Origin of the sequence: Lentisphaera araneosa HTCC2155 (genome assembly GCF_000170755.1) — a bacterium.
Lineage (GTDB): Bacteria > Verrucomicrobiota > Lentisphaeria > Lentisphaerales > Lentisphaeraceae > Lentisphaera > Lentisphaera araneosa.
The window spans coordinates 191,566-217,654 of sequence record NZ_ABCK01000005.1 but is presented as its reverse complement, the minus strand read 5'-3'; the positions used below and the strand labels follow the sequence as shown (position 1 = coordinate 217,654).

The following is a 26,089-nucleotide window of genomic DNA, read 5'->3' as shown; positions in this document are numbered from 1 at the left end:
TGACCTTATATGGATGGCTGGAGGGCTTCACTTTTGTGAAGACTCGTACCCACAAAGTTGAAATCAAGATGGGCACAAAGTAAAGAGCTAATTCTAAGCTTCGTTTTAAGCAAAAATAACAAAAAACGGATACAATAGATTATTGTCTACTTGACAAATATGGCTAAATGGATGGGTAGTCTTTACCATTTTGACTTTCTTGAATCGAAGCCTGAATGGCTAAAAACGCTTGCTTCATTTTAGCGAAAACTTCCGGATTAGAACTGGAGAGATCCTTGGCTTCGGCATGATCATCGGCGAGATTATAGAGCTCGAATTTGCCCTTTTTTACAGATAATAATTTATAATCATTATCAATCAGAGCTCCCTTTTTACCCATGGCGAAAGGAATCATTTTGTCTCTTTTAGCGTCAGAACCCTGTATGAGATTTTTTAAGCTGATGCCATCTACAGTTTCTAGCATTGAGTCTTCGGGAAGGTCAAGGAGGTCGACAAGAGTCGGAAAAATATCCATTGTCACGGCGGGGACTTTCGTCACTCGAGGAGTGATTTTTGCTGGCCATTCGATAATGCCAGGAACGCGAATACCGCCTTCGTAGAAATCACCTTTCTTACCTCTTAATCCTCCTACACTACTTGGTTTGACTTCGAGCCCACCATTGTCACTGCAAAACCAAACGATGGTATTATCGGCAACATTTAAGTCACGTAAACCTTTGCGAAGTTCGCCAACTGAACGGTCGAAAGCCACGAGCTCGCCGTGCAGGTTCTGAGACATGGGGTTGAGGTGAGCAAAGGCCTTTTTATCTTCGTTTTTGGCTATGAATGGGTAGTGGGGGGAGCCATCCCAAATTACAGCTAAAAAAGTTTTTTTATTTTTTGCGGCTTCAGCAATAAATTTGAGTGACTCTCGGACGATAACTTCCGATGAATCCCCTTTAAAATCCTCAAATTCGCCATTGCGGCTCATGTAGGGATCGATATCGAAAAAGTTGCTTACGGTGAGCCAGGTCTCGAAGCCAAAAGCACCCGGGCTCCAAGGGTCGTCACCTAAAATAGGGATGCCGGGACCGCGCAGAGCATTGAGGTGCCATTTGCCAAAATGTCCCGTGGTATAACCGGCTTTTTTTAAGGCAGTTGCGAGTGATTTTTCCTGTAGACGTAAAGCGTAGCCATGAGTAGAAACTCCCGTGCGCATATTGGTTCGGCCGGTGAGGACACTGGCTCGAGTGGGAGAGCAAACGGGTGCACCAGCGTAGAAGCGATCAAGGCGTAAACCATTTTTAGCCATAGCATCCAAGTTGGGTGTTTTGAGGACAGGGTGATCGTAGTAACCCACTTGACCCCAACCTTGGTCGTCAGTCATAATTAAAACAATATTGGGTGGTTCGGCAGCTTGTGCAGCTCCGAGCATGAAAAAGAAGAAGAGTAATTTTTTAAGCATGATGGCCTCTCAGTTTACAGATTGATTAAGGTATTTGGACTTATTGTTATTACAGCGCTAGAGGGATAAAAGTAAGATTTATTTTTTGCTGTTTTTATAAGCGATTTTTCCGAAAGTATCGACTTTACTAGCAATGGAATCGGTGGCTTTTTCGGGGTCGTAGTTAGGATTGATCTTAGGCATGTGGGCCTTTCTTTCTGCAAGCCAGTTCATGAGTTTTAATTCCATTTCTTTAGCTTTTTCTGGCATGGATTGACTGAGATCATTTTTTTCACTCAAATCACTGCGCAAGTTATAGAGTTCAACTTTGGCTCCGGGCGTAATCACTTTTTCATTGGGGTCTTGCTGATAGTCACCGTAGAATTTGATCAGTTTAAAATCCCCCATGCGGATGATGCTACTCGGTGTGTGGGCGTAGTGGGGGATGTAAACCGGTAGGTGAATACAGAAGAAATCGCGTTTAAAATCACCACCTGTCATGAGAGGCATGATGTTTACGCCATCAAGCGGATAATTTTTTGGAGCTGGAGTTTGGGCAATATTCAAAAATGTGGGAAAGAGGTCAGTGATGTGAACTGGTTCAGTAATAGTTTGGCCAGCTTTGATTTTTTCGGGCCAATGAACGATGAATGGTACACGAATTCCCGCTTCATATTCTGAACCTTTGCCGCGACGTAGTGGCTCGTTATCCCAGACACGGGATAAACCCCCGTTATCAGACATGAAAATCACAACTGTTTCGCGTTCACTTTTCATGGCTTCAATACCCTTCATTAGGGTGCCGATGCTGAGGTCGAGGTAATCGATCATGGCGAAATAATCCGCAATGGGTTTTTCACTAGACTTGCCACCTTTACTGGCACTTTTATTATAACCCATGTCCACATATTTCTGAATGATGTTTTTGGGCGCTTCCAGGCCCGTGTGCACAGTTCTGTGTGCGAGGTAGGCAAAAGTCGGCTTGGATTGATCTTGTTTCAGGTAGTTTAGGACGCCAAGTGTGGAACCCATGACAAGCTTTTTATCATCCTCAGACCTTTCAGGCGTAATCGTCTCAAAACCCCATTGAGCTAAATAAGCATCTTTCATTTCAGGGCGGAGACGCTTTTCGTTGACATCCACATGCCATTTGCCAATGACACCGACGCGGTAACCTGACTTCTTTAATTCTCGTCCAATATTCACCGCATCGTGGGCGAGCATGCGATTGGATTCGGGTTGGATCATACGAGCATGAGGTAGGACGTGTTTTTCTAAGCAAACGGCGGTGTGATTAGTTCTGGCAGCAGATTGGCCAGTGAGGAAAGCAAAACGGGCAGGGGAGCATTGCGACATGCCATAGGCATCGGTAAAGCGAGCGCCTTGTTCGGCAAGTTTGTCTAAGTGAGGTGTATTGACGTATTGATTGCCGTAAGAACTTAGGCCATTCCATCCGAGGTCGTCAATGAGGACAAAAACGATATTCGGGCGATTATCTGCAATGAGACTTGAACTAAATGCTAAGAAGAAGAGTGATAAGAGGAACTTCATTTTTAACCTTTGCTAATTTATGTTTTTTTAATAAACACATTGAAGCATGAGGTTATAGGACATCGAGCCCTAGTTTATTTAGTGACTAATGAGATTTACCTTAATCAAGAAGGTCAAACATTGTGCCACTCGGAGAACTACGGCCAGCGGACCAGGGGGTAGTCCCGTCAGTAACAGTGGCGTCAAGGTAAAGGAACTCCACATGACCATCGATAAAGAGGTAATTCATTTTAAGGAATTTATCGTGTTTATTGGAGTAATCACCGATGTCATCCATCATGTTATTATATATATCTTTAGGTTTATTCGTAGAACCTTGAGCCCCGACCCATTTCCAAGGTTTAACTGCGGGGTCATTATCTGCGCCAATATCATCGATTTCAAAAAGCATAATTCCTGTCGCTGGATCATTTATGTCGGTGAATTTTAATGATCAAGCACCTTCAGAGGCATCCTCTGCACTAAAGCCGGAGAATACCCAGCCACTAGAATTAGCGGCACCATTATTCCAATGCCCCTGATTAGCTGTATAAGAGCGAACTGCATTTCCGCCCCAATCCCAAGACTTGGGATCAGAAGGGCAGCGGTAGAGTTGATGGGTATCACCCCATTCATCATATTTGTAGCCACCAGCTTTCGAGGCATCTGCTTCCGTGATATTTCTTCCGTCAACGCCTGCAATTCCAAGCCTATCATCCCAGGGAAGTTTAGTGGCATATTCTACTGGTAGTTGTGAGTCATAGTCATCGCTATATAAAAGAAGAGAAATGCCGATTTGTTTTAATTTATTGGTACATGAGGCTCTGTGGGCTGAACCCCGCGCTTGCTTTAAAGAGGGAAGTAATAAAGAAGCCAAAATGCCGATGATGGCAATAACGACTAAGAGTTCGATAAGAGTGAATTTTTTCATAGAGATGACCTTATATTTCATAATTGATCGCCCACTGTAAGGACTTCTTATCAAGTGTTTTGAACTTTTATTCGTATTGGGCTTTGAGTTGTTTAATTTCTTCGGTGAGGCGTTTCTTGACTCGGTTCTTTAAAATGTAGACAGTGTCGAGTTTAATTTCGAGGTCTTCGCTGATTTGTTGATTGGATTGGCCTTTGATACTCATTTTAAAGACATCGATGGCTTTGCCACTAAAAAACTGTTCAATATTGTTCATCGCGAGGTTGGTGATATAGAGGCGCCATTCACGTTCAGCCATTTCCTCGATTTCGGGAGTACTGATGGTGTTAATGTGATCAATTTGCTCTTTGGCCGCTCCCTCAATGCGTTTGTTTTGACTATTTTGCTTGCGGAAAAAATCAACTACCGAAGAGTGAGTGATTGTGCCTAACCAAGTTCTGAATTTTGATTTATTGACGCCGTATTCAAAGCTGGGGAGTTTCTTCCAGAGTTTCACTAAAACTTGTTGGAGGATGTCTTCGCAATCTTTATTATTTACACCCATTTGATGGATAATGACGTAGATATAATTCTTATAAACTTCTACAAATTCGTTCCATGCAGATTCATCGTCCGGGTTTTGCGCTCGCTGAATTAAAGTCAGTCTTGTTTGGTTCATGAATTTCTCCGATATTTTCTTACATGATCATCCAGTTAACGATGTGTATACATCTCCAGCATATATCAATTATGGTGAAACCATTAAACTTAAAATAGCTTAGGGCAAAGCCCTAAGACAAAGCAGGGGAAAAACATATATCTTGCCTTTAGGTATGGAACTGAGAAGACTGTTTCAGTAGTGTACCTTAAGGTACACAGTTTATTGCCCTTGTACTAAACCCCACATTACATGTGGGGCTATTTAAAGTGTCATCGCTCTGCGATGTAAGTTTTCATCCTTAACTGTTTAATCGTATTTGCATTATTATAAGAGATAAGTGATTGAAGTGCTAGACTTGGCCTTAAAAAAGAGCCGAAGTCTATTTGAACTTCGGCTCGGAAGAAAAACTTATTTATTGGCTTGCTTTTTGTAGAGCTCTTTCATTTTTTTCTTATCAAAAGTATTGCGTGGACTCTCGGGCTCATTATGCTTGGGAACAAGGGCCTTGAGCTTTGCCATGATTTTTGCGTACTCAGGGTTATTAGCTAGGTTATTGTGCTCAAGGGGGTCATTTTTATGATCGTAGAGCTCATCGCCACCTCTCCAATTAATGTAACTGTAGCGGCCATCGTATATGCGGTGATTTCCCTCTAACCAGCTTGTGAGCGTGGGTTTATTCCATTTCATATCAGGTTGATTGGCGAGCTTCGCAAAGCTGCGGCCATCATTTTTTGGGTTTACGGGGATATTGCAGAGCTCAGATAATGTAGGATAGAGGTCAATAAGGTTGACCACTCCATCGCAGCGTTTATTATTTGGCGTCACACCAGGGACTTTTAGCATGAGCGGTACACGAGTTGATTCCTGCCAAAGAAGACATTTGCCAAAGCGTTTTTTCTCGCCTAAATGCCAGCCGTGATCGCCCCAGAGAACCACAATTGTATTGTCTGCGTATGGGCTGTTATTTAATCCATCAAGTAAGTGACCGAGGCAGTCATCGACAAAGGTGACGTTAGCCATATAGGCTTGGAGAGCATTTTTTGTGACGCCATATTTTTCGGCACGGCCCCAGCGCTTTGAGTCTTCTCTAAAGGCTTTTCCGTAGATGAATTCGCCTTTTTCATTGACGATTTTTTCATGTGGATTTTCTTTGATTTCTGGGAGTTCAATTTTATCGAGAGGGTACATGTCGAAGTATTTTTGAGGAACAAACCAGGGGAGGTGGGGTTTGGAAAAACCCACAGCCATAAAGAAAGGCTTGTCAAAAGAGCGCTTTTGGAATTGATTCACGGCCCAATCAGCGATTTTATAATCTTTCATTTGAGTCGTGTCATTTTTTACCGTGGGTCCCCAGTCAAACTCGAGCCCTTTGCCCTTCATTTGTTTGCCGTTGATATCCAGTAATCCATTAGCCGGTTTGGCTTTACTTTTAGCGCCAAGGCCACCCTTGATAACATGGTGTTCATCAAAAGCCCATTGGCCGTGATCGATTTCTTTTTCTGTTGGATGTTTGTGAAAGATCTTACCCGCACTCAAGCTGTGGTATCCATGCTTACTGAACCATTCAGGAATAGTGAGCAGGTCTTTAGCTTTTGGTGCATTTTTCAAATTGGTGTCATTACCATAAACACCTGTGTTGTAGCAGTGCTTTCCGGTCATGATAGCCGAGCGAGCAGGCCCACAAACTGTAGAAGGTGAGTGAGCTTTGTACATCGACATACCACCATTGGCGAAAAACTTATCGAAGTTTGGTGTTTTGACCGCGGGATTGCCACCCATAGGACCAATCCAATCATTCAGGTCATCGATGGCGATAAACAGTACGTTCATGTTTTCTTTGGCACTGAGTCCAAAACTGCCAATAAGGCAAAAGCTTAAGATTAAAGTTTTTATAAAAGACATATTTGTTCCTATTTTATTGAGTTCAATAAACGATTTAATTAATACGGCGTTCGTTTGTATTTACATAGGAAACGCAGTGTAAAAGTGAAGCTATACAATGATCAGAATAATTTTCATACATCATTGTTGATCAATAAAAAATGCCGAAGCAAGGCTTCGGCTTTCGATTTTAAATTTGGGAAAGTTTAGATCTTTTTTGAGGCCTTGTTTTTCTTTTTCTCCATAGTATTGCGTGGACTTTCAGGCTCATTGTTCTTTGGAAGCTGCTTTTTAAATTTAGCAATAATTTCGGCGTATTCGGGATTGTTTGCGAGGTTGTTATATTCCATTGGATCAGAATTGTGATCGTAAAGTTCTTGAACTCCCTTTTTGTAGGAAATGTAGCGGTAACGTCCATCCGTCAAGGCGTGATTCATGTGGCCCATAGTACTTAGAGTTGGTGTATTCCAGGTCATTTTCGGATTAGCGATGAGCTTAGCAAAGCTACGACCATCGTTATTTGAGTTCTCCGGAAGACCACAGAGATCAATCAAGGTAGGGTACATATCAATTAAGTTGATAACACCATCACTTTTTACACCTTCATTGACTCCAGGTACGCGAACCATAAAAGGAACTCTAGCAGCTTCTTCCCATAGACCAGTTTTTCTATACTTAAGTTTTTCACCCAAATACCAGCCATGGTCTCCCCAAAGCATGACGATCGTGTTATCTGCGTATTGGCTTTTAGCAAGGGCGTCAAAGACTACACCTAAGCAATCATCAGCATAAGTTACAGAGGCCATGTAAGCACGATTGAGCTCAGTATGGGCATTGCTTTTGTCTACAGCTAACCAGGTTGCGTCTGGACCTTTGAAAAAAGCTTTGCCATTTGAATCTACAATGTCATCGTAATCATCTAATTTTACGGGTGCCGGTTTCACTTTGTCGAGTGGGTACATGTCGAAGTATTTTTGGGGAACAAAAAAGGGTAGGTGAGGTCTGGAAATCCCTAGTGCCATAAAGAAGGGCTTGCCGTCAAAATCGCGTTCAAACTGTTCAGCAGCCCATTTGGCATTCATGTAATCTTTTGTTTTTTCGAGAGGAGCTTTGGTAGCACCCCATTGAATTGGACTACCGCCATATTTATGATCGGGGTGTGTCGCTTGCTTTTTCCAAAGCATTCCTCCTGCACTTCCTTTTGTTTTTCCCACTTCATGAAAAGCCCAATGACCCTCATCCATACCTTCGGAGGTCATGTGCTTGTGAAAAATTTTACCTGTAGTAAGGGTGTGATAGCCACGGTTACCAAAATATTCCGGAAGCGTTTCCAGGTCTTTGGTTTTACTTGCTTTTTTTAGATTGTTACTATTGCCGTAAACACCCGTGTTGTGGCAATGGCGACCAGTTAACAATGAAGATCTTGAAGGCCCGCAAACAGTAGCTGGACAGTAAGCTTTATTCATGACGATAGAGAAATTGGCAAACTTATCCAAATGAGGAGTTTTCACCTGAGGATTACCACCCATTGGACCAATCCAATCATTGAGATCGTCGATGGCGATGAAGAGCACGTTCATGTTTTCTTTGGCGCAGAGGCCAGTCGTGAGTATGAGACATACTCCGACTAAAAATCTTTTTAAAAAAGACATAGCTATCCTGATGTTTTAAAGGGGTTTATTTTTGAAGTTTAATCTTGGCAGTCGAAGTAGGTTCCACGAGCATCGTTTGATGAAAACATGTCAACTCCAGTTTCTGCACCCAGACTCTGAGCATAATGAAAGCCCACATGCCCATCTGCAAAGAGATAGTTTTGTGAATAGGCTTTGACATGTTTAGTTGGATTGGCTTCTAAGTGATTCATTGCCTCTTCTATACTTAAAGCAGATTCACCATTTTGCCCTAAAGTTAAAAAGCTATTGTAATCAGAACTAGCTTCGAGCATCATGATAGCAGTTGAAGAATTATTGACATCTGAAAAACGCATGGACCATGGCTCCGTTGTAATGCCATTTTCAGTCCACCAGCCCAACATACTCATGCCACGGGTGCCCTTCCATGAAGCTACATCGAGATTCATGCCAGCATTTAATGAGTACGATCTATTAACTTTGTCAGAGGGGTTTAAGTAGTTATTTTCAGGGCAATGATAAAGTTTGAGAGAGTTGCCATAATTTTCATCGCTATAGGCAGTTTTCGTTGTGTCACGCTCTTGCCCATCATATCCTGCAAGTAGATCATCCCAAGGGATCGCGACGCTTGGTGCGGCGGGAACATAGCCAAGATTGTCATCACTGTAGAGTACCATGGCTATATTTAAGGACTTCATATTGTTGAGGCATACAGCGGCCCTTGATTTAGATCTGGCTTTACCTAAAGAAGGAAGAAGAAGTGACGCAAGGATACCGATAATGGCGACAACAACGAGTAATTCGATGAGTGTAAATCTTTTCATATTGGCTTCCTCTTGATTCAGATATATTAAATTTATCGAAAGGCAGAAGCAAGTCTATACAGGTAAAAAAAATATATTTTACTTATTAATCCTGACAGTCGAAGTAGGTGCCGTTGGCGTTTGAAATTGAGAACATGTCGACTCCACTATCGCCTGCGAGGCTTTGTAGGGACATTAATGATACATGACCATCGGCGAAGAGAAAATTCTGTGAATAGGCTTTGATGTGTTTAGTCGGATTATTTTGAATATGATCAGAAATACCGGAGCTTGTTTTTGCGGCACTGCCGTTATAGCCTAAAATGAAATCCCCACCAAAATCTGTGTCGAGTTCATTTAACATGATGGCTGTAGCAGAGTCGTTTATCTCGGATAGTTTCATTGACCATGGTTCGAGTGTTGACGGTCCAAGCGCATTTTCTGTCCACCAGCCACTCATACTTATGCCAGGTTGACCCCACCAAAGAACTGACTTATCAACTCCAGCATTTATCGAATAGGAACGATTGATCTTGCCATTACTTTCTTTTTTATAATCATTTTCGGGGCACTGATAGAGCTTAAGTGAATTGCCGTAAACTTCATATTTATAGCCTCCACCACCATCCGGAGTACGATTTTGCCCATCATAGCTAATGAGCAGATCATCCCAGGGTGTATTTACATTTGGTGAAGCGGGAACATGGCCTTCGTTATCATCTGCGTAGAGGAAGAAAGCATAATTTAATGATTTTAAATTGTTGAGGCAAACAACTGCTTTTGATTTTCCACGCGCTTTCCCAAGTGAGGGAAGAAGTAATGAGGCGAGAATGCCAATAATGGCAATGACCACAAGTAATTCGATGAGTGTAAATTTTTTCATATTGGCTTCCTCTTGATTCAGATATATTAAATGAAACGAAAGGCAAAAACAAGTCTATACATAAGTTTGATATTTTTTGAGAATTTATTTAGCTGAGGTGTAAAAAGACTCAGGGGGGATTTCTAAATAATAGTATTTGATAATCGCTTGATAGATATCACCCATGCGAAATTGGTTTTCTTTGGTGTCGCTAATAATCGCATCGAGGTACTTTTCATCCGCAATATTGACGTTTCTTCCTAGCATATAGGAGATGAGTTTTTTGCTGAAAGCGCGAGCCATATTTTGTTCGTGGCTCTTCAAATACTGTTTAAGTTCGCCAAGGCCATTCACTTTTTGTTGATTGATCATTACTGTCTCTTGTCGGAAATGATGATTATCACCGCCAATGGTATTGTACCTATCAAGTAAGATTGCCAAGGGATCTAAGCGTTTGTGGCAGGAATGGCAAGCGGGGTTTTGAGTGTGAGCCTCAAGGCGTTGACGCAGGGTATTGGCGGACTTGTCGAGCTCAAATTTACTCACGTCAACATCTGGCGGATTGGGCAAGGGTGAATCTAAAAGATTTTCCGATACCCAGGCGGCGCGTCGGATGGGTAAGGGATCAACGCCATTGCCTGTAGCCGTGAGGAAGGCACCCATATTTAATAGGCCTCCGCGTTTGGGGTCCGTGAAGGTATGTAATTTAAAATCATCTGGATTGACTGAAGGGGGCAATTCAGATCGTTTTAATCGTGCACGAGTGTTTTGGCCCGAGTAAAAGTTCTTTAAATCCTCATTCACGAAAGAGTAATTAGCACTGAGCAATTCCCTAATGGGAAGATTTTTACGGAAGAGGTGAAGTATGAATTTTTCGGCTTCAATGCGGTAGGCATCTCTCAAGTTTTTTGCATAAAAAACGCTAAAGTCTTGCTCATCAGGTAGGTTGTTTTGGATTTCGCCAAGTTTGAGCCACTGATAGACAAATGGCTTTAAAAAGCGTTCAAAATTTGGGTGCTTAATGAGCCATTTAGATAAGGCTTCTGAATCCCGTCTTTTTTTCGTTTGCGTGAATTGGTGCGTAAAAGCTTCGTTAGGAGCAGACTTTAATAATGAGTAGGAGCTAAAACGAGTGAAATCAGGGCTCTTAACATCTCTATTAACAGTGAGGAAATCAGAGGATAAAAACAGCATGATGAGTGCATTTCTATAGGCATCTTCATACTTCATTTTATCTGTTTGAAAGTCTTTGAAGATGTAGCCATAAATAATATTATTTTTGAGGCCAAGAAATTGATGAAGGAACTTAAATTTATGGCTGACTTCTGTGGTGCCAACGCGAGTTTCAGTATCAAAAGAGAGGGGGTGAAGTTTAACGTCGTAGGGACCCTCAATGCGAAAGTTCCACATTTTAGCTGCAGGGAAAATATAGTCATTGCTATAAAGAAATTTATTACGGATACGTTCCCTGTCTTGGACTTCATAATCTTCCCCAAGTATATGGTGAGCTAATAAATTATTAGCAGTTCCAATAGCTGGAAGACTTTTCCAATTTAATGAGTAAGCAACAGCTGCTCGACGATCGAGAGTGAATTCAATAGCGTACTCACCTTCAGAAGAGATATGCACGATCTCCAATAATTCTGTAGTTCCATGAAAGTCACTTACATCTGGCGGAGTCCGATAAAAATTGATGGGAATACTCAGTGTATCATCTAAGTCTTTAAGAGCATTTTTATAAGCATCAATGGTAGCTTGACCATGTTTTTTTACATTGAGCTTATTTAAATTCATGTTCTTAGTGGCGGCTTTAAAGCGCAGTGTATAGGTTCCCGCAGGTAAGCTCAGTCGTTCAAGTTGTTCGTTGACTCTCTCATTTTGATTGTCATCGATTTTATTTTTCTTAGGCTCTTTAATTTTTTCTTTATTATCAAACTCAATACGGCACTTATCCTTTGCTTGATGCCAGCGCAATTCAACATGATTTTTTAATTTTTTATTCATGAGTACATGCTGCGGTATTGCGACCTTTAAATCAAGTTTATCGACTTGAGGACGCAAGCCAATAAAGCTTTGCAGAACATCATATAATATTTTGTAGTATTCAGTGATGTAATAGGGGCTGAGCACCTTTCTTTGACCCGTGTGGAATTCTTTTTCTGAATAAGAATTGGCAAGTGTTTTGAAGGGGTTGTATGTACCTAAGTCAATATTGAATAAATCGACCATGGTATTTTGGATTTCAATGGGGGTGAGGACTCGAGTTGTCGCCGTTAACTTTAAATTGTCATGCATATGCTTAATGGAACTTAGAACGAGTTCTTTTGATTCGAAATCCAACGCGGGAGCATCATCTTCCGGAGGCATTTCCCCTTTGTTGACGCTATGATAAATCTTGGTCCATGTTTTTATGTTTGCATTGGGGGAAGCCATGAGTTTTACGATATTCAGTTTGCCCTCGACTTTTTCACCTTCTTTGCCGTGGCATTGAATACAATTGTCCCTCAGCACTTGGTTGAAGCTGTAGTGTTTGATTTCGCCATTATAGAATTGTGAATTATCTACCTCTTCTTCATCTACCTCGACAGCTTCTTCAGTTTGCACGACTTCTTTAGGAGCTTTTTTTACCGGAGCCTTTTTTTGTATTACTTTTTTCGGTGCTTCTGACTTTTTTACTTTTGGCTTGTTTTTTTCGGCGAGTTCAGCTCGTTGTTTCTTGATGTAATCCACAGCATCATTATAAAAATAACCGCATAAAACAATGAGGCTTAAAAATATAAGAGCGCTTATTGGAAAAGGCTTTTTCTTTTGGACACGGGGCTTTTTTGTGGGGTTTTTGAATTTTGATTTATTATTGGGGCGACTTTTCTTTCTTTTCAGCGAACTCGTCGGAGTCATCTCAGGTTTTTTCTTAATGGAGCTTTTTCGAGGGGAGGGGACAGTTTCATCTTCCTTTAAAGTGATTTTTAAATCGCTGTCATCCTCTTGAGTATCGTTTCCCCAGGGCTTTAAATTTTGTGTGGATTTGATGACTTTAAGTTCACTTACATCACTAGGAATTTCTTGTTGATACGTTTCATCCACAGGGGGCTGATCATTGGGTGTTTTAGCCAAGTTATCGTCCTGTAAAATTCGTTCTTCAATTTCATTGAGTTCTTGCAGGACACTGGCGATTAGGTTTTGTGCATGCTCCCCGCTGAGTTCATTTTTACTGACTTTGTCTTCCAGGATTTCTAATTCAGCGAGTTTTATCCTGAGTAATTCTTTATCAGATGAGCTAATCTTTAGCTTTGGCTGATCCATATGACTTGTGTTATCTTGACTCATTTTAAGCTCGGAAAAGTTGGGGGATTACAGTTTTGCTGCTATTAAAGGAGACATTACTGAAACCGCTTTGTTTGAGGATACTGGAGAACAAATTTGATGTGGAGTAAACAATTTTTTTGTTGTTGTCTAAGCATTGGATTGAGGTTTTGTGCTTAAAGCCTCCGCCAAATAAAAAGGCAGGTGCGGATTTATTGCTATGAGTATTAGCATCCGCCATGCCGCAATGAAATAAAACGATGGTGTCATCAAATAAGCCTCCATCTTTTAAATCTACCATGAACTTTTTAAGGCCACGTAATACAGTGGTATCAATAATTTCGAGCTCGCTTGTTCGCTCTGAGGTATAGCCGTGGTGGCTTAGGCTATGATGTCCGCTATTTACACCTTGCAAACCATGTGTAATTCTATTCCCTCCAAATTGGATAAGAGCAATCTTGGACTGATCTTTTTCAAGTGCCTCGTAGATTAAGCGAAAATTTGTCGCACAGTTTTTTAGAGGGGCTTTTTCATTATCTTGATTAAAAGCTTTCTTCATATAAGGCTGCTTAACTTTGAGCCACTTTTCTTGTTCAGTGAGTATATCTAGTTTATATTCGATGGAGGCCTTGAGGTCAAGTTCTTGGGGAGTGCCTTTCCAACGGCGTCTGGAATTTCGAGCTAGGCTAGAGAGAATATCGCGTTCGCGTTTGATCGAGGCTTTGGCTGCCTGAAGATCTGCTTTTTCGAAGAGCTGACGGTATAATTGATTTGAACCCAGAGAAGCTGGCATAGGCTGTGAAAATTTATTCCATGACATGTGGTCACCTCTCGTAACCTGGTGATACAGAAGTTTGTGTCGAGTCGTTTGGATGGAGCCTTCGGCTAAATGCTGGTCTAGGCTCGTCATCGTCCGTCCAGGATAGATGTGACGATCCTCATATTTCATGCCGGTAAATGTCGCGGCCTGATGTTCATGCCCTCCGCCACCCATGCCGGGTTCAGAAATCCCCTCAAAATAAGTCATGTCATCTTTAAAGTCTTTGAAAATAGTTGATATATACTTAGACTTAGCGCCACCATTGCGGTAATTATCTTCAAATAAGCCCAAGTCTAATTCTACGAGGACGACATTTTTTTTCAGTTTAATGCGCGCTTCATTGCTCTTAGCATTCAAAAGTGTAGGACATATAGCGCTCAAAGCTGAATACTTTAATAAATCTCTTCTATGCATAATCAACTATCTCCAATAAGTTTGCATGGTTAAACGCAAGTGAATAAAAGACCTATACAGATTTTTTAATTTATTTAAATTTTTGTATTGCAGACCTTAAATCCCTTCATGAGGGAATAAAATTTTTGGGCGTTGTATAGTTCTCAGCTCAGAGCACGTTTATTAAAAGAAAAGGATAATGATGAAATCAATTTTGCCTCTAGTATTAATTTTTTTGAGTTTTCTGACTCTCCAGGCCGAAGCGTCAAAAACGGTGCGTTTGTTTATTCTCTCAGGTCAATCTAATGCGGGTGGGAATGGCAATGGTGATGAATTGAAGCAATCTCAAAAAGAGTTGGATCCAGAAGTCTTATTAGCCTTTAATTCGGGGCAATTTATGACGATGGCGCCGATTAAAAAAAAGAAAGTCAAATTTAAAATCCAAAATTCAATTTTTGGAACGGAGTTAAGTTTTTCTAAAAAACTTAAGCAAGCTTACCCAAATGATATTATTGCCATCTGCAAAGTGGGCATACGAGGTGGCACATCAATTGTGGCATGGGGAAAAGATCGCACCCGGCCTGGATGGAAAGAAGAATTAAAAGCTCTGGGGATCGAAGAAGCGAGCCAAAGAATGCTTTACCAAGAAATTATTGATGGGGTCAATAAAGGTATCGAAAATCTAAAAAAACGAAAGGACGTTAAAGAAGTGATCATCTCTGGTATGTGGTGGTGTCAAACTGAGCGCGATAGTAGCTTTGTTGAATTCTCCAAGGCGTATGAAAAGAACTTGACTAACTTTATTAATAATTTGCGTCAGGACTTCAATACACCTCGCTTACCCTTCCTTTTTTTTGATCAGCATATAATACTACTTTGGGGAGTTTAAAAAGGCACTCAAAAGAGGTCGAAATTTCAAGGTTGTGAAGTATAGTAAAATCATGAAAAAGAAACACTTACAACAAAAAAAAGGATCGAAAATGACCCCAAGCCCCACCTGCTAATGAGCATAAAGACAATATAGCATTATTAAGTCAAATCCCCAATAGATTATTGGGTTTTCTAGATAATTTCAAAGCTGTATTTAAGACACAAACTCATGATTCAAATGAACTTGCGTCTATGTATACAGGAGGTTTATTTACCTCCGAGAAAGGTAATATAGAGCGTATCGAAGAAAGCGTCCCCGCCGTAAATTATGAACAACTTCGTCAATTCATCTCTAAATCACCGTGGTGTCACAATCAGCTCATGACTGAAATAGCTTTGAGGGCTAATCGTAAACTGAAGGACTACTCCAACAAAAGCGAACTGCCAATAGGTTTTTATATCGACGAAAGTTCATTCGTCAAAAAAGGTATGCACTCTGTTGGCGTATCACGTCAATGGCTCGGGTGTCGGGGTAAAGTAGACAATGGACAAGTTGCGGTTTTTTCATCCTTGGGGTGCGGAGCATATAACAGTTTGATTGACTGCCGGTTATTCCTCCCTGAGTGCTGGACCGAAGATAAAGAACGCTGTAATCGTGCTGGGATTCCCGAAGATGAACAAGAATTCAAAACGAAAATTGAACTCGCAATAGAAAGCGTTATGGAAGCCCGAACGCAAGGTATTGTATATGATTTCATTGCAGTTGATGCACTTTATGGGAGTAGCTTTAAATTCATCAATAGACTCGATCAATTAGGGGAAGTTGTCATGGGGCGAATGCGTAATAGTATTCACGTTTATCTTGAGGAGCCTTTGTTTCAACTCCCTGAGCGAGAGTCTAATAAGGGACGTAAGCCCACAAAACTACGGGCACAAACTTTGAGTGTGACAGTAAAAAGTATCGCCGAATCCATTAAAGAAAATCTTTGGGAAGATATTGACATTAGAAGTACAACCAAAGGCATATTAAAGGTTCAGGCATTCCAAAAAAAAGTGTGGCTGCATGATGACGAATCGGGCGAAGTAAAACAGTGGGATTTAATAATTTGTAGAGATAATCAAACTACTTCATTGAAGGATTACACTTATACAATAAGCAACACAGCAAGCTCAAAAACGCTTCAGGAGATGATTCAAATGGATCGGCAACGCTACTGGATCGAGCGTTCATTCCAGGACAATAAAAATGAAGTGGCTATGGATGAATACCAAGTCAGGAAATATCGTGGTTTTTATCACCATATGAGCCTTTGCATGCTCGCTACCTTATTTTTAATGGAAGAGCGTATGGATTGTAAAGACACCTTGCCTCTTTTATCTTGTGCCGACATTAGAAGAGCTATGGAGTTTCTTATGCCCAAGAAAGTAACGAACTTGGAAGAATTCTGTGTTCAAATGGAGGTAAGGCATATAAAACGGCAAAAAAGTATAGATCATGCCAGTCGGGATGCTATTCCACATTAATAATTAAAATTCAAGCGGTCTCAATCTTACAAAAATTCTTCTATCAAGATAGAGGAAGGCTTCCTGCTGTTTAAATCAGATGATTTTTGTGGCTTTTTTAGTCGAATCAGACCACCACTTCATCACAAAATCGAAATGTACCCTGTCTACCATCTATTGATGGCGGGGGTAATCTGGGGTTATATATTTTATGATCACGCCGCGTTTGAATCTGAGCAATATGATTCTAAACGCCCCAAAGTAGTAATAAAAGGAAAGAATAAGTTAGGGCGCGATGAGCTCAAGAAAAGTTTGCGCAAGGTTAATGAGAATGTGGCTTTTACGGCCTTAGTCGAGAGTGAAGATTTAGCTACTTATGAGGGAGTACACTTTACGACTGAGGGGATTTGGGTTTTAGGAGAACGTTTTGCAGAAGCCTATTTGAAAATGAAAAAGTAAAATAGTCACAACTTATGGGCTAAGTTTAAGACGATTTATGTGAACTCGTTTTAGATTTTTCTCTCATCTTTTTTCGACTTTGTGTCAAGATCTTCTCATAGCCCCCGTGTAATGATTATAAACAAAAATTTTAGGAAGGTAAAAAATGCTAAAAAAATTACTCGCTTTTTTAATGGTAGCCGGCAGTGCAATAGCCAATGAAAAACCAAACATTATCTATCTCTTGGTGGATGACTTGGGCTATGGTGACTTAAGCCTCTATGGGCAAAAGAAATTTTCGACTCCCAATATAGATCGTATAGGTAAAGAAGGCATGGTTTTCACAGATCATTATTCGGGATCAACCGTATGTGCACCCTCGCGAGCGGCTTTGATGACGGGTAAACACTCAGGTCATGGCCTAGTCAGAGGGAATTACGAAGTGGGTCCCCATGGTTTTGGCGGTGAGCTTCCCCTCAGACCTGAGGATGTGAGTTTAGCCGAAGTCATGAAATCTGCGGGTTACGCAACGGGCTTAATCGGTAAATGGGGCATGGGCATGGATGGAACCACGGGCGAACCTCGCAAAAAGGGCTTTGATTATTCCTACGGTTTTTTAAATCAGGCACACGCGCATCATTATTACCCAGAATACATTTACGAAAATGGCGAAAAGCTTATGATTCCTGAAAATAAGGATGACGCTCGCGGCCTCTATATTTCCGATACTTTTGCTGAAAAGGGAATTGAGTTTGTGGAAGAAAATAAAGATAAACCCTTCTTTCTTTTTTGGGCTTTTGTGACACCTCACGCGGAGCTTTTAGTTCCGGATGATTCACTCAATGAATTCAAAGGAAAGTGGCCCGAGACTCCTTTCGTAATGGGAAAGCAGGGTGGTGATGGCACTGATAACCCCTTTGGTGTCTATGCGAGTCAAGATCATCCCCGGGCAGCTTTTTCCGGCATGATCACTCGTTTGGATAAACGCGTTGGAGACCTCTTTGATAAGCTCGAGGAACTCGGTATTGATGATAATACCATCATTATGTTTTCCTCAGATAACGGTCCCCACAAGGAAGGTGGCGCGGATCCTGACTTTTTTGATTCCAATGCTGAGCTCACGGGCTATAAGCGTGACTTAACTGAAGGTGGCATTCGCGTCCCATTCATGGTGCGCTGGCCAAATGTTGTGAAAGCACGCTCTAAATCTAGTCATGCTTCAGCCTTTTGGGATGTGATGCCCACAATTGCGGAGATCGCAAATACGGACTCACCAGAGGATATCGATGGTCTTTCTTTTCTTCCTGCTTTGAAAGGAGAAAAACAGCAAGTCCATAAGCACCTCTACTGGGAATTTCATGAGCGTGGTTATACAGAACAAGCCCTGCGTATGGGCAATTGGAAAGCAATTCGCCATGGCGTCAATAGCCCCATTAAGCTCTATGATTTAATCTCCGACGAATCCGAGCAGAACGATGTTTCAGCAAAGTATCCAGCCACCGCAAAACACATCACAAATATCTTAGATACTGAACGCACAGACTCTGAACTCTGGCCACTCAAAGAAAAGAAGTAGGTCAGTTAGCTCCGCTCAAGAAAGCGCACTTCGTGCTTAGGAAGCGCACTTCGTGCATAGGAAGCGCACTTCGTGCTAGGGAAGCGCACTTCGTGCTAGGGAAGCGCACTTCGTGCTAGGGAAGCGCACTTCGTGCTAGGGAAGCGCACTTCGTGCTTAGGTATCGCACTTCGTGCTTAGGTATCGCACTTCGTGCTTAGGTATGTAGTCCACGCTTCAGAGACTGTGTGAAAAACACAGTACATCTTTAATACTAGTATTTAGACGTTATTTTATACTAGATATTATTAGGAGATACAAATGAATTTAATAGCAGGAGATGATCGCCGAGAAAGTATTTTCTTTCCTCAATGCTTAGATGATTACATTGACTCGGATAGTGAAGTACGAATAATTGATCATTTTGTTGACTCTCTCAATTTAAGGGAGTGTGGTTTTAAATTTCCCAAAGAAGATCCGCAGGGACGTGGTCGTGCGGCTTATAATCCCGCGGATTTACTGAAGCTTTTTATTTACGGCTATTTCAATGGCATTCGTTCAGGGCGCAAACTGGAAAAAAACTGTCACATTAATCTAGAGTTGATATGGCTGTTAAAGCGCTTGAAACCTGATTTTAAAACTATTTGCGACTTTCGCAAAAACAATCGAAAAGCTTTTAAACAAGCAACAGCTCAATTCACATTATTATGCCGTGAATTAAAGCTCATTGCAGGGGAAACAATTGCTGTCGATGGGACAATAATAAAAGCCTCAAATAATATTTCTAAAAGCTGGAGCTCAAATAAGCTTGAGAAGAATTTGAAGGAAAATGAAGATCTGGTCGAACGCTACCTTAAAGAGCTTGAGAAGTTGGATGATGATCCCGCACCAGATAAAAACCACCGCAAGGAAGATATAGAGCACAAGTTGGAATATAGACAGCGGGAAAAAGAAAAACTCAGTGAACTTAAAAAGTCTTTGGATGAATCCCCTAATAATCATCTTTCTTTAACTGACAAAGATAGTAAATCCATCCATAAAAGAGGCAGGTCCTCTGTAGGATATAATGTTCAAACGTCTGTTGATAGTCTTCATAAGCTCATAGTATGCTGTGAAGTTACGGACAAAGTCAATGATTTAGGACTTCTTGCTCCAATGGCTAAAAAAACAAAAAAATTACTGAACCTAAAAGAACCATGTAATCTTCCTGCGGATTCTGGTTACTATGTATTAGATGACTTGAAGGATTGCGAAGATATGGGGATGATCCCCTACTTACCGACGGTTAATAAGTCATCAAATGTACAACAAGGAATGTATGGGAAAGAAGCCTTTATTTATGATCCGCAAAAAGATACTTATCTGTGCGCCAATAAAAGTACTTTAAAGAAAATTAGAACTACATCCCAAAGAGGCCGATTATTTAATCAATATGCTAACAAAAATGCATGTGAAACCTGTTCGATAAAGCACCGTTGTACGAAAGCAAAAAACGCATTTTATCACGTTGGGAGTATGAGCAATATCAAGAACGAGCAACACAAAGGATTCTCGAAAACAAAGAGATGATGGCAACACGTAAAGGAACCGTTGAGACCCATATGGGACAATTAAAACTCAGTTTCTTACCAATGGTTTTTTAGTTCGCGGTAAGGAAATGGTCCAGGCTGAATGCTCGCTTGCACATTTGGCTTATAATTTGAAACGAGTTTTAAACATTATGAAATTTGATGGCTTGATGAAAATCCTTGACGAAAAGGTGAGTACATATTGCAAATTAATGGCCTTATCAAAGCATAATAAATACATTAGCTACGATTTGGAGATCATTTTTGATAAATGTAGAGCACAATTAATGTGCTCTACAAAATTTAGCTGGAATAGAGTACGGCGCTTGTTTTTCACACAGCCTCTTCAGCGTGTGGGAGAAGAAAGTTGTCAGATCGTTCGCTTCGCTCACTGCAGGTCGGCCTACGGCCTGCATTTTAAAATGCTATCATACACTCTTAGTATTGCTGAGTTCGTAGCATGACGAGTGTACAGGCTTCGAGGGCTTGTAGGCCCGCATCTTGAAAAGCCTGAATGATTGCGGGATCTTCGGTTCCAGGATTGAAAATGATGCGTTCGGCATTGAGGGCAATGAGTTCTTCGACAATGGGAGCTAAGCGACTGGGGCGAACATAGAGCGTGATAGTATGAATTTCTTGATCAATTTCATTGATCGTCGTGTAGACCTCGCGATCATCAACTTTGCGACCAGTGGGATTATAGAGTAGGGTTTTGTGGCCTGCTTCTTTCAAAGCATGCATGGCCATGTTGGCATAGCTCGAGCTACGGGGACTGGCGCCAATGATGAGGGTGGGCTTCATGTTAATCTCCAAATTTTCCCTTAAGTATAAGCTAAGAGGAGGAGATTAAAAATAATATCCTTAATATTCAAATGACTCGAGATTAACAGCTGGCTTTATTGTTTTTTTTGAATGACATTTACTGTGGAAGGCACTTGCTTTAAAGCCCCTTGAGTAAATTGCCCTGGAGTAATCACAAGAGTTTCGACTTTGAGGGCGTTTTCATGAATGGGGAAGTCTTTAATTGCTGTCTCTCTTATATCTAATCTTTTGATGATTTGACCATCCAATTGATCTAAAGATTCTATGCCGGCTTGTCTCATGTCGAGATTATTGAATTTGAGGAAATTTAAGAAGGGTTGGCCCATAGAGTTTGGAGAGTCAACGACAAGGTTTGTGAGCGAAGCGCCTTTGAGGCGCAGACTTTTATGTTTCGCATTAAAATAAAAATCTTTGAGCAACCAGTCTGGATTCCACACTCTAATTAACTGCTTAAGAACCATTGGAGATATTTCAGTTTCTTGTTCAATTTCGTTTTTATACAAGATGGCTCTTTCGATATACTGCTCTTTAAACTCTTGTCGTTCAAAAGGTAAATTGTTGGCTGTATGAAGAATGTTGACGAAATCTTTTTCATTTTTCAGAATCCCGTTTTCGTCTTTTGCTTTATTGGAGGACATTTTTGCAAGCCTCATGAGTCCTCCAGGGACTTTTATTTTATGTTTAAAGATAGCTTTAAAATCTTGTTGAATTAGGAGTATCATGAACATTTCTTTATGATACTTTTTGAGGTCTTTTTGACTTAAATAAATCTCTAAAGCTTGCTGTGTGGCGGCCTTTGGAGATTTGCTATAATGAGGGAAAGCCATGAGGGCTTTCGCCGTTTTAAGTTCTTTGAGAAGGTACTTGTCATTAGCCTTGATCTGATATTTTAGAACTTTATTTAAGTGCTTATTTTCTGCTTTTGTTTCTGCTGACGATTTATCTAGCACTATTTTTGCTTCATAGAGTTTTTTGTAAGAATAGCTAGAATAGCCCACAAGTCCTACAACTAAGAGCATGAAGGGGAAACAGAAATTTTCATATTCATAATAAAATGATATGGCAGCTCTAAAGAGGCCAAGTCTTTTCTTGGGTGCCATACGAGTCTGAATAAAATTGTCCATGTCACTTTTGAGCTCATCAACACTTTGGTAGGCTTGATCAGCTTCAGTCGATGCTGATTGGCTAATCACATCACTGATAGTTTCAGGGAGATCGTCTTCGGGAGTTTTGGTATAGAGTTTTTTGAGGATGAGTCCGAGAGCCGCAAGGTCTGGCTTTATATCTAGGGAAGAATCTGTTGAGCTTGGCTCATCTGCTTTACTTTCTTCGTCCTTACTAGATTCATCTTTATTGCTTTCTTCGTCTTGGCTTGTCTTCTCATTTGCTTCTTGATCAATATTCTCATCATCATTTGCTAAGTCATCGCATGACTTAGTGTCAATGTTTTCGCCCATTTTCCAGCCCTCAAGGAGTAGCTCGTCATTAGGCCCCAGTAGGATGTTTTCTAAATCGAGTTTTTGATGAGTGATTTGTCTGGAGTGAGCATAGCTTAGGGCATCACAGACTTTTGAGAAAAGAGTTAGCTTTTTGATTTCGGAATCATCAGTCTTATCGATGTATTCATTTAAAGGCTGAAAATCACCCTGTTGAATGGTGTAGTAGGGTGTGTTTTCTTTCCAAACGCCAAAATCGAGTAGCTTGATTATACTAGGGTGATCAAAAGATGAGCTAAATAAAATTTCATTGATGAAATCGATCTCATTCTGAGTATCCGGTAGAGCTTCAATGAGTGTGACGCTACGATTAAATTTCTTATCATAGGCTGAATAAGTATTTCTACTTTCATTGGAGGAAAGAAGAGATAAGTCGCTATAACGAGCATCTTCTTGAGCTGAATTTAAATTATTTTTTTTCCATAGATTAAGTTCAGATTCGTTTTTAATGGTTTTGAAAGCACTGGTATTATTATCTGAACTCATTATGAACCTCTAATCATTTAGCTTTATCAAGAAACCCGAATCAGGAAGCTTATTGGAATCTAAGAATTTAGTCTCCGGAGATTCAAAATGAAACTCTCTGTGACTATAAAAGCTTTAGGCTTTCTATGATTCCTCTTATTTTAAAGAAAGAAAGCCCTCAGCAATGTGATTCCATTAAATCTTAAACCCATTTATGGTCATCATACACTCGAGTTCATGAACTTAGGTCAGAATATCAATATTTTTGAGAGACATTAAAAATGTTTTCTCTTTTAACTCTCTCATGAATTCATACTATTGTTTCTTTTTATTGTGCTCTAAGAGGGCATTTTTAAGCTGTGCGGCTATTTCGGGATAATCATTGATGAGGTTTTTACTTTCGCCAATATCCTTACTAAGATCATAGAGGCTAGGGCCTTTAGTTTTGCGAGCTGTACTTTTGAGTTTGAAAGTTTCCTGCTGGTGATACTTCCAGTTTTTGTGGCGCACGGCACGTGGGCTGTAGAAAAAGTAGTCGTGCTTAGTTTTAAAGTTTGCAGGATCCTCATAAAGTTCGAGTGCATTCTTGCCATTGATTAAATCCGCATCTTGAGCTTTAGCTCCAGTGATTTTAGCAAGAGTGGGAAAAATATCCATAGAGAGAGTCATTTCGTTGGATACAGAGTCCTTAGGTATTTTAGCGGGCCATCGTATGATGGCTGGAACGCGTTGACCACCCTCGAAACTCGTCATTTTACCTTCGAAAAGGGGAAGGGCCGATCCACCATGAGATTTTTTGATCAACCAAGGTCCATTATCGGAAGTGTAGATAAAGAGAGTATTTTCGGCGATATTTTTTTCATTGAGGTGATCAATGATACGGCCCACATTATAATCGATTTCTTCGATCACATCGCCGTAGATTCCACCAGCGCTTTTGCCTTCAAAATCTTTGGAAACATAAAGAGGTGTATGTGGCATGCTGTGCGCGAGGTAGAGGAAAAAGGGCTTGTTAGATGCAGTGCTTTCATCGATGAATTTAATACTCTCGTCGGTAAAACGCTTGGTAATGGTACTTTGATCTGCGGGCATCTCTATGCATTCATCATTGCGCATGAGGGGCACTTTGTCTTTCATGCCAACAGGTTTGATTTTATTGGCTTCGAAAGCTTTTTTGAGAGCTTCTTGATCCACGCCTTCGCGGTAGAGGCAGTTTTCTGAATACTTCATGCTGAAAGCGGGAGTCATGTCATTGCTATAAGGAATGCCATAATAGGAGTCGAAACCTTGATTTGTGGGAAGGAATTCGAGCTCATCACCCAAATGCCATTTACCAACGGCTTTAGTTGCGTAGCCTACCGATTTGAGAAGTTTGGCAATCGTTTGATGCTTGGGGTCAAGGCCTTTATGCCCACGATTTGGGAAAAAGACGCCCGGGACTCCCACAAGTTTTGGGTATCGCCCAGTTAAAAGTGCTGCACGTGAGGCCGAACAAACGGGAGAGGCCACATAATAACTGGTGAGTTTTAAACCTTCCTCGGCAAGTTGATCAATACGAGGACTCTTAATAGTTTTTGAGCCATAGCAGGAAAGGTCATTATAACCTTGGTCATCGGTTAAAATAATGATGACATTGGGTTTGCTGGTGTCGGCTGCCATTAAAAACTGCAGACTTATTAAAGTGAGTAGACTAAAGAGCTTCATGTTTATTTCCGTTTTTTATTTTTCACTAATGATTTTTCTGTGTCGATGGGATCACCATCACCCAAGGTTTGAAGTTGTTTTTGGAGAGCACTTTTTAGTGCCTCGGTTTGTGCTTTGTATTCGGGATTATCAATTTGATTGTTGAGTTCATAGGGGTCGAGCTTGCGATTATATAATTCATACAAAGGGCGTTTGTTGAGCTGATGGACACGGCTTTGATATTTTTTATTTTTATTCGCCAAGGCGACCCAAGAAGAGGCGATATCTATTTGATTCTGTTTCTTTTTAAGTTCTTTACCTTCAAGAGCAGACGTTAAGGTGACGTTCGAAGTGATCCCTTGATGATTGGGATTGTAGATAAGTGTGAATTCTTTATTGCGAATGACGCGAATAGGGAAGATACGCTCGCGGTTATCAATAATATTGCAGTTGGTGAAGGCTCCGTAGACAAATGGACGGGTTTCTTTTTTGTCACCTTGAATGGCTTTAAGGAAACTTAAGCCATCAAAATCATTTTCTTGTGCAGTATAATTTGCGGCTTCCGCAAGCGTCGGGGCAATATCTGCAAGAGCAATGAGTTGATCAACTTGCTTAGTTTTGGCTCCCGGCCAGTGCGCCACCATGCCTGAGTGAAGACCCGTATTATAGCAAGTCCATTTACTGAAGGGGAACTGTGAACCTTGCTCACTACACACCATAAAAATAGTGTTTTCCCATAAGCTTTTTTCTTTTAAAAGCTTTTCGATGCGACCTACTAAGGAATCAAAATTACTGACCTCGGCATAGTATTGAACCATGGCTTCGCGCATGACGGGAGTATCAATCCAGTAGGTAGGGACAGTTAGTGCTTCAGCGGAGTATTGTGAGGGATCACCCGTGGTGAAAGGCGCGTGAGAATCACTAGAAGCAATAAAAAGGCAGAAAGGTTTTTGTTCACTTGTGGCAGAATCAATAAATTTTGCGGAACTCGCAAGAAACTGGTCATTAGCATCATTGTCTTTAGAATTCCCTTTGAGTTTCTCGAAAGGGTAGGCCTGTTGCGGACCCACATGACTTTTTCCCAGTAAGGCAACTCGGTAACCCAGGGGCTTGAGGTAATGAGGTAAGCTCTTGGTATCTGCAGTAGATTTCGAATGGTTGGCCAAGGTTCCTGTTCGCCAAGGCGATCGACCGCTGTAGAGTTCCTGACGAAAAGGAGCACACATAGCCACTGAGGCATAAAGATTTTGAAAGACTAAGCCTTCTGATGCAATGCGATCAATATTGGGAGTCTTGCAATCTTTGTTGCCGTAAACACCCCAGCTATCGCGATTCATGTCATCGGCGAGGATAAAAACGATATTGGGTTTTTGAGACGCGTAGAGCGAGCCAGTAATTAAAAAAAGAAGGAGGAGGAAAATCTTCATGATAAGCCTTGGTTAAAATTCGTGTTATTTAAAATACACTGTCAA

Annotated in this window: 20 protein-coding genes; 5 read left to right on the top strand and 15 right to left on the bottom strand. The window is 40.9% G+C overall.

Annotation, left to right across the window (positions count from 1 at the left end):
- Nucleotides 1–163 precede the first annotated feature (163 nt).
- The 11 genes from LNTAR_RS06705 to LNTAR_RS06655 form a co-directional block, all read right to left on the bottom strand.
- Nucleotides 164–1,444 (bottom strand): sulfatase-like hydrolase/transferase, encoded by a 1,281-nt coding sequence (locus LNTAR_RS06705; protein WP_007277905.1) that lies wholly within the window; start codon nt 1,442–1,444, stop codon nt 164–166.
- A 78-nt stretch (nt 1,445–1,522) separates the two neighbouring features.
- Nucleotides 1,523–2,974 (bottom strand): sulfatase, encoded by a 1,452-nt coding sequence (locus LNTAR_RS25285; RefSeq protein ID WP_007277904.1) that lies wholly within the window; start codon nt 2,972–2,974, stop codon nt 1,523–1,525.
- A gap of 100 nt (nt 2,975–3,074) precedes the next feature.
- The gene (locus LNTAR_RS06695) at nt 3,075–3,365 is read right to left on the bottom strand and encodes a hypothetical protein (RefSeq protein WP_007277903.1); all 291 of its coding nucleotides are present in this window, start codon (nt 3,363–3,365) and stop codon (nt 3,075–3,077) included.
- Nucleotides 3,366–3,407: 42 nt separating this feature from the next.
- On the bottom strand, nt 3,408–3,884 hold the full coding sequence (locus LNTAR_RS06690) for a DUF1559 family PulG-like putative transporter (RefSeq protein ID WP_052607304.1): 477 nt from the start codon (nt 3,882–3,884) through the stop codon (nt 3,408–3,410).
- Between the two features lie 67 nt (nt 3,885–3,951).
- Nucleotides 3,952–4,542, bottom strand: coding sequence for an RNA polymerase sigma factor (locus LNTAR_RS06685; protein WP_007277901.1), 591 nt, complete (start codon nt 4,540–4,542; stop codon nt 3,952–3,954).
- A gap of 390 nt (nt 4,543–4,932) precedes the next feature.
- A complete protein-coding gene (locus LNTAR_RS06680; RefSeq protein WP_007277900.1) occupies nt 4,933–6,426 on the bottom strand; it encodes a sulfatase in 1,494 nt (497 codons plus the stop codon).
- Between the two features lie 185 nt (nt 6,427–6,611).
- Complete coding sequence (locus LNTAR_RS06675; protein ID WP_007277899.1) at nt 6,612–8,057, bottom strand: sulfatase; 1,446 nt, start codon at nt 8,055–8,057, stop codon at nt 6,612–6,614.
- Between the two features lie 38 nt (nt 8,058–8,095).
- A complete protein-coding gene (locus tag LNTAR_RS25280; protein WP_007277898.1) occupies nt 8,096–8,860 on the bottom strand; it encodes a type II secretion system protein in 765 nt (254 codons plus the stop codon).
- Between the two features lie 85 nt (nt 8,861–8,945).
- Nucleotides 8,946–9,722, bottom strand: coding sequence for a type II secretion system protein (locus tag LNTAR_RS25275; RefSeq protein WP_007277897.1), 777 nt, complete (start codon nt 9,720–9,722; stop codon nt 8,946–8,948).
- A gap of 84 nt (nt 9,723–9,806) precedes the next feature.
- Nucleotides 9,807–13,028: a DUF1588 domain-containing protein gene (locus tag LNTAR_RS06660; RefSeq protein ID WP_007277896.1), complete on the bottom strand. Its 3,222-nt coding sequence runs from the start codon at nt 13,026–13,028 to the stop codon at nt 9,807–9,809.
- Nucleotide 13,029: 1 nt separating this feature from the next.
- Nucleotides 13,030–14,238 carry a DUF1552 domain-containing protein gene (locus LNTAR_RS06655; protein WP_007277895.1) on the bottom strand — a complete coding sequence of 403 codons (1,209 nt, stop codon included), beginning with the start codon at nt 14,236–14,238 and terminating at the stop codon, nt 13,030–13,032.
- Between the two features lie 178 nt (nt 14,239–14,416).
- Between LNTAR_RS06655 and LNTAR_RS06650 the strand changes: the two genes are divergently transcribed.
- The 5 genes from LNTAR_RS06650 (at nt 14,417) to LNTAR_RS06630 (ending at nt 20,152) form a co-directional block, all read left to right on the top strand.
- Nucleotides 14,417–15,106, top strand: coding sequence for a sialate O-acetylesterase (locus tag LNTAR_RS06650; protein WP_007277894.1), 690 nt, complete (start codon nt 14,417–14,419; stop codon nt 15,104–15,106).
- A 164-nt stretch (nt 15,107–15,270) separates the two neighbouring features.
- On the top strand, nt 15,271–16,611 hold the full coding sequence (locus LNTAR_RS06645; protein ID WP_274377922.1) for an IS701 family transposase: 1,341 nt from the start codon (nt 15,271–15,273) through the stop codon (nt 16,609–16,611).
- A 135-nt stretch (nt 16,612–16,746) separates the two neighbouring features.
- Complete coding sequence (locus tag LNTAR_RS06640) at nt 16,747–17,049, top strand: hypothetical protein (RefSeq protein WP_157473333.1); 303 nt, start codon at nt 16,747–16,749, stop codon at nt 17,047–17,049.
- Nucleotides 17,050–17,194: 145 nt separating this feature from the next.
- Nucleotides 17,195–18,604: an arylsulfatase gene (locus tag LNTAR_RS06635; protein WP_007277891.1), complete on the top strand. Its 1,410-nt coding sequence runs from the start codon at nt 17,195–17,197 to the stop codon at nt 18,602–18,604.
- 300 nt (nt 18,605–18,904) lie between these two features.
- Nucleotides 18,905–20,152: an IS1182 family transposase gene (locus LNTAR_RS06630; RefSeq protein WP_007277890.1), complete on the top strand. Its 1,248-nt coding sequence runs from the start codon at nt 18,905–18,907 to the stop codon at nt 20,150–20,152.
- Nucleotides 20,153–20,589: 437 nt separating this feature from the next.
- Here the strand turns inward: LNTAR_RS06630 and LNTAR_RS06620 are convergent, their stop codons facing one another.
- From LNTAR_RS06620 to LNTAR_RS06605, 4 genes are all read right to left on the bottom strand, one after another.
- Nucleotides 20,590–20,952 carry a CoA-binding protein gene (locus tag LNTAR_RS06620; RefSeq protein WP_007277889.1) on the bottom strand — a complete coding sequence of 121 codons (363 nt, stop codon included), beginning with the start codon at nt 20,950–20,952 and terminating at the stop codon, nt 20,590–20,592.
- A gap of 95 nt (nt 20,953–21,047) precedes the next feature.
- Nucleotides 21,048–22,955 carry a protein kinase domain-containing protein gene (locus tag LNTAR_RS06615; protein WP_007277888.1) on the bottom strand — a complete coding sequence of 636 codons (1,908 nt, stop codon included), beginning with the start codon at nt 22,953–22,955 and terminating at the stop codon, nt 21,048–21,050.
- A 294-nt stretch (nt 22,956–23,249) separates the two neighbouring features.
- Nucleotides 23,250–24,638 (bottom strand): sulfatase-like hydrolase/transferase, encoded by a 1,389-nt coding sequence (locus LNTAR_RS06610; protein WP_007277887.1) that lies wholly within the window; start codon nt 24,636–24,638, stop codon nt 23,250–23,252.
- Nucleotides 24,639–24,640: 2 nt separating this feature from the next.
- Nucleotides 24,641–26,044 carry a sulfatase family protein gene (locus LNTAR_RS06605; protein WP_007277886.1) on the bottom strand — a complete coding sequence of 468 codons (1,404 nt, stop codon included), beginning with the start codon at nt 26,042–26,044 and terminating at the stop codon, nt 24,641–24,643.
- Nucleotides 26,045–26,089 lie beyond the last annotated feature (45 nt).

Excerpts from the sequence above, each read along its gene's own strand:
- LNTAR_RS25275 (WP_007277897.1), bottom strand. The coding sequence starts at position 9,722 with ATGAAAAAATTTACACTCATCGAATTACTTGTGGTCATTGCCATTATT.
- LNTAR_RS06620 (WP_007277889.1), bottom strand. The coding sequence starts at position 20,952 with ATGAAGCCCACCCTCATCATTGGCGCCAGTCCCCGTAGCTCGAGCTAT.
- LNTAR_RS06605 (WP_007277886.1), bottom strand. The coding sequence starts at position 26,044 with ATGAAGATTTTCCTCCTCCTTCTTTTTTTAATTACTGGCTCGCTCTAC.
- LNTAR_RS06655 (WP_007277895.1), bottom strand. The coding sequence starts at position 14,238 with ATGCATAGAAGAGATTTATTAAAGTATTCAGCTTTGAGCGCTATATGT.
- LNTAR_RS06695 (WP_007277903.1), bottom strand. The coding sequence starts at position 3,365 with ATGCTTTTTGAAATCGATGATATTGGCGCAGATAATGACCCCGCAGTT.
- LNTAR_RS06660 (WP_007277896.1), bottom strand. The coding sequence starts at position 13,028 with ATGAGTCAAGATAACACAAGTCATATGGATCAGCCAAAGCTAAAGATT.
- LNTAR_RS06685 (WP_007277901.1), bottom strand. The coding sequence starts at position 4,542 with ATGAACCAAACAAGACTGACTTTAATTCAGCGAGCGCAAAACCCGGAC.
- LNTAR_RS06640 (WP_157473333.1), top strand. The coding sequence starts at position 16,747 with ATGTACCCTGTCTACCATCTATTGATGGCGGGGGTAATCTGGGGTTAT.
- LNTAR_RS06650 (WP_007277894.1), top strand. The coding sequence starts at position 14,417 with ATGATGAAATCAATTTTGCCTCTAGTATTAATTTTTTTGAGTTTTCTG.
- LNTAR_RS25280 (WP_007277898.1), bottom strand. The coding sequence starts at position 8,860 with ATGAAAAGATTTACACTCATCGAATTACTCGTTGTTGTCGCCATTATC.
- LNTAR_RS06630 (WP_007277890.1), top strand. The coding sequence starts at position 18,905 with ATGAATTTAATAGCAGGAGATGATCGCCGAGAAAGTATTTTCTTTCCT.
- LNTAR_RS06690 (WP_052607304.1), bottom strand. The coding sequence starts at position 3,884 with ATGAAAAAATTCACTCTTATCGAACTCTTAGTCGTTATTGCCATCATC.
- LNTAR_RS06680 (WP_007277900.1), bottom strand. The coding sequence starts at position 6,426 with ATGTCTTTTATAAAAACTTTAATCTTAAGCTTTTGCCTTATTGGCAGT.
- LNTAR_RS25285 (WP_007277904.1), bottom strand. The coding sequence starts at position 2,974 with ATGAAGTTCCTCTTATCACTCTTCTTCTTAGCATTTAGTTCAAGTCTC.
- LNTAR_RS06675 (WP_007277899.1), bottom strand. The coding sequence starts at position 8,057 with ATGTCTTTTTTAAAAAGATTTTTAGTCGGAGTATGTCTCATACTCACG.
- LNTAR_RS06610 (WP_007277887.1), bottom strand. The coding sequence starts at position 24,638 with ATGAAGCTCTTTAGTCTACTCACTTTAATAAGTCTGCAGTTTTTAATG.
- LNTAR_RS06705 (WP_007277905.1), bottom strand. The coding sequence starts at position 1,444 with ATGCTTAAAAAATTACTCTTCTTCTTTTTCATGCTCGGAGCTGCACAA.
- LNTAR_RS06635 (WP_007277891.1), top strand. The coding sequence starts at position 17,195 with ATGCTAAAAAAATTACTCGCTTTTTTAATGGTAGCCGGCAGTGCAATA.
- LNTAR_RS06615 (WP_007277888.1), bottom strand. The coding sequence starts at position 22,955 with ATGAGTTCAGATAATAATACCAGTGCTTTCAAAACCATTAAAAACGAA.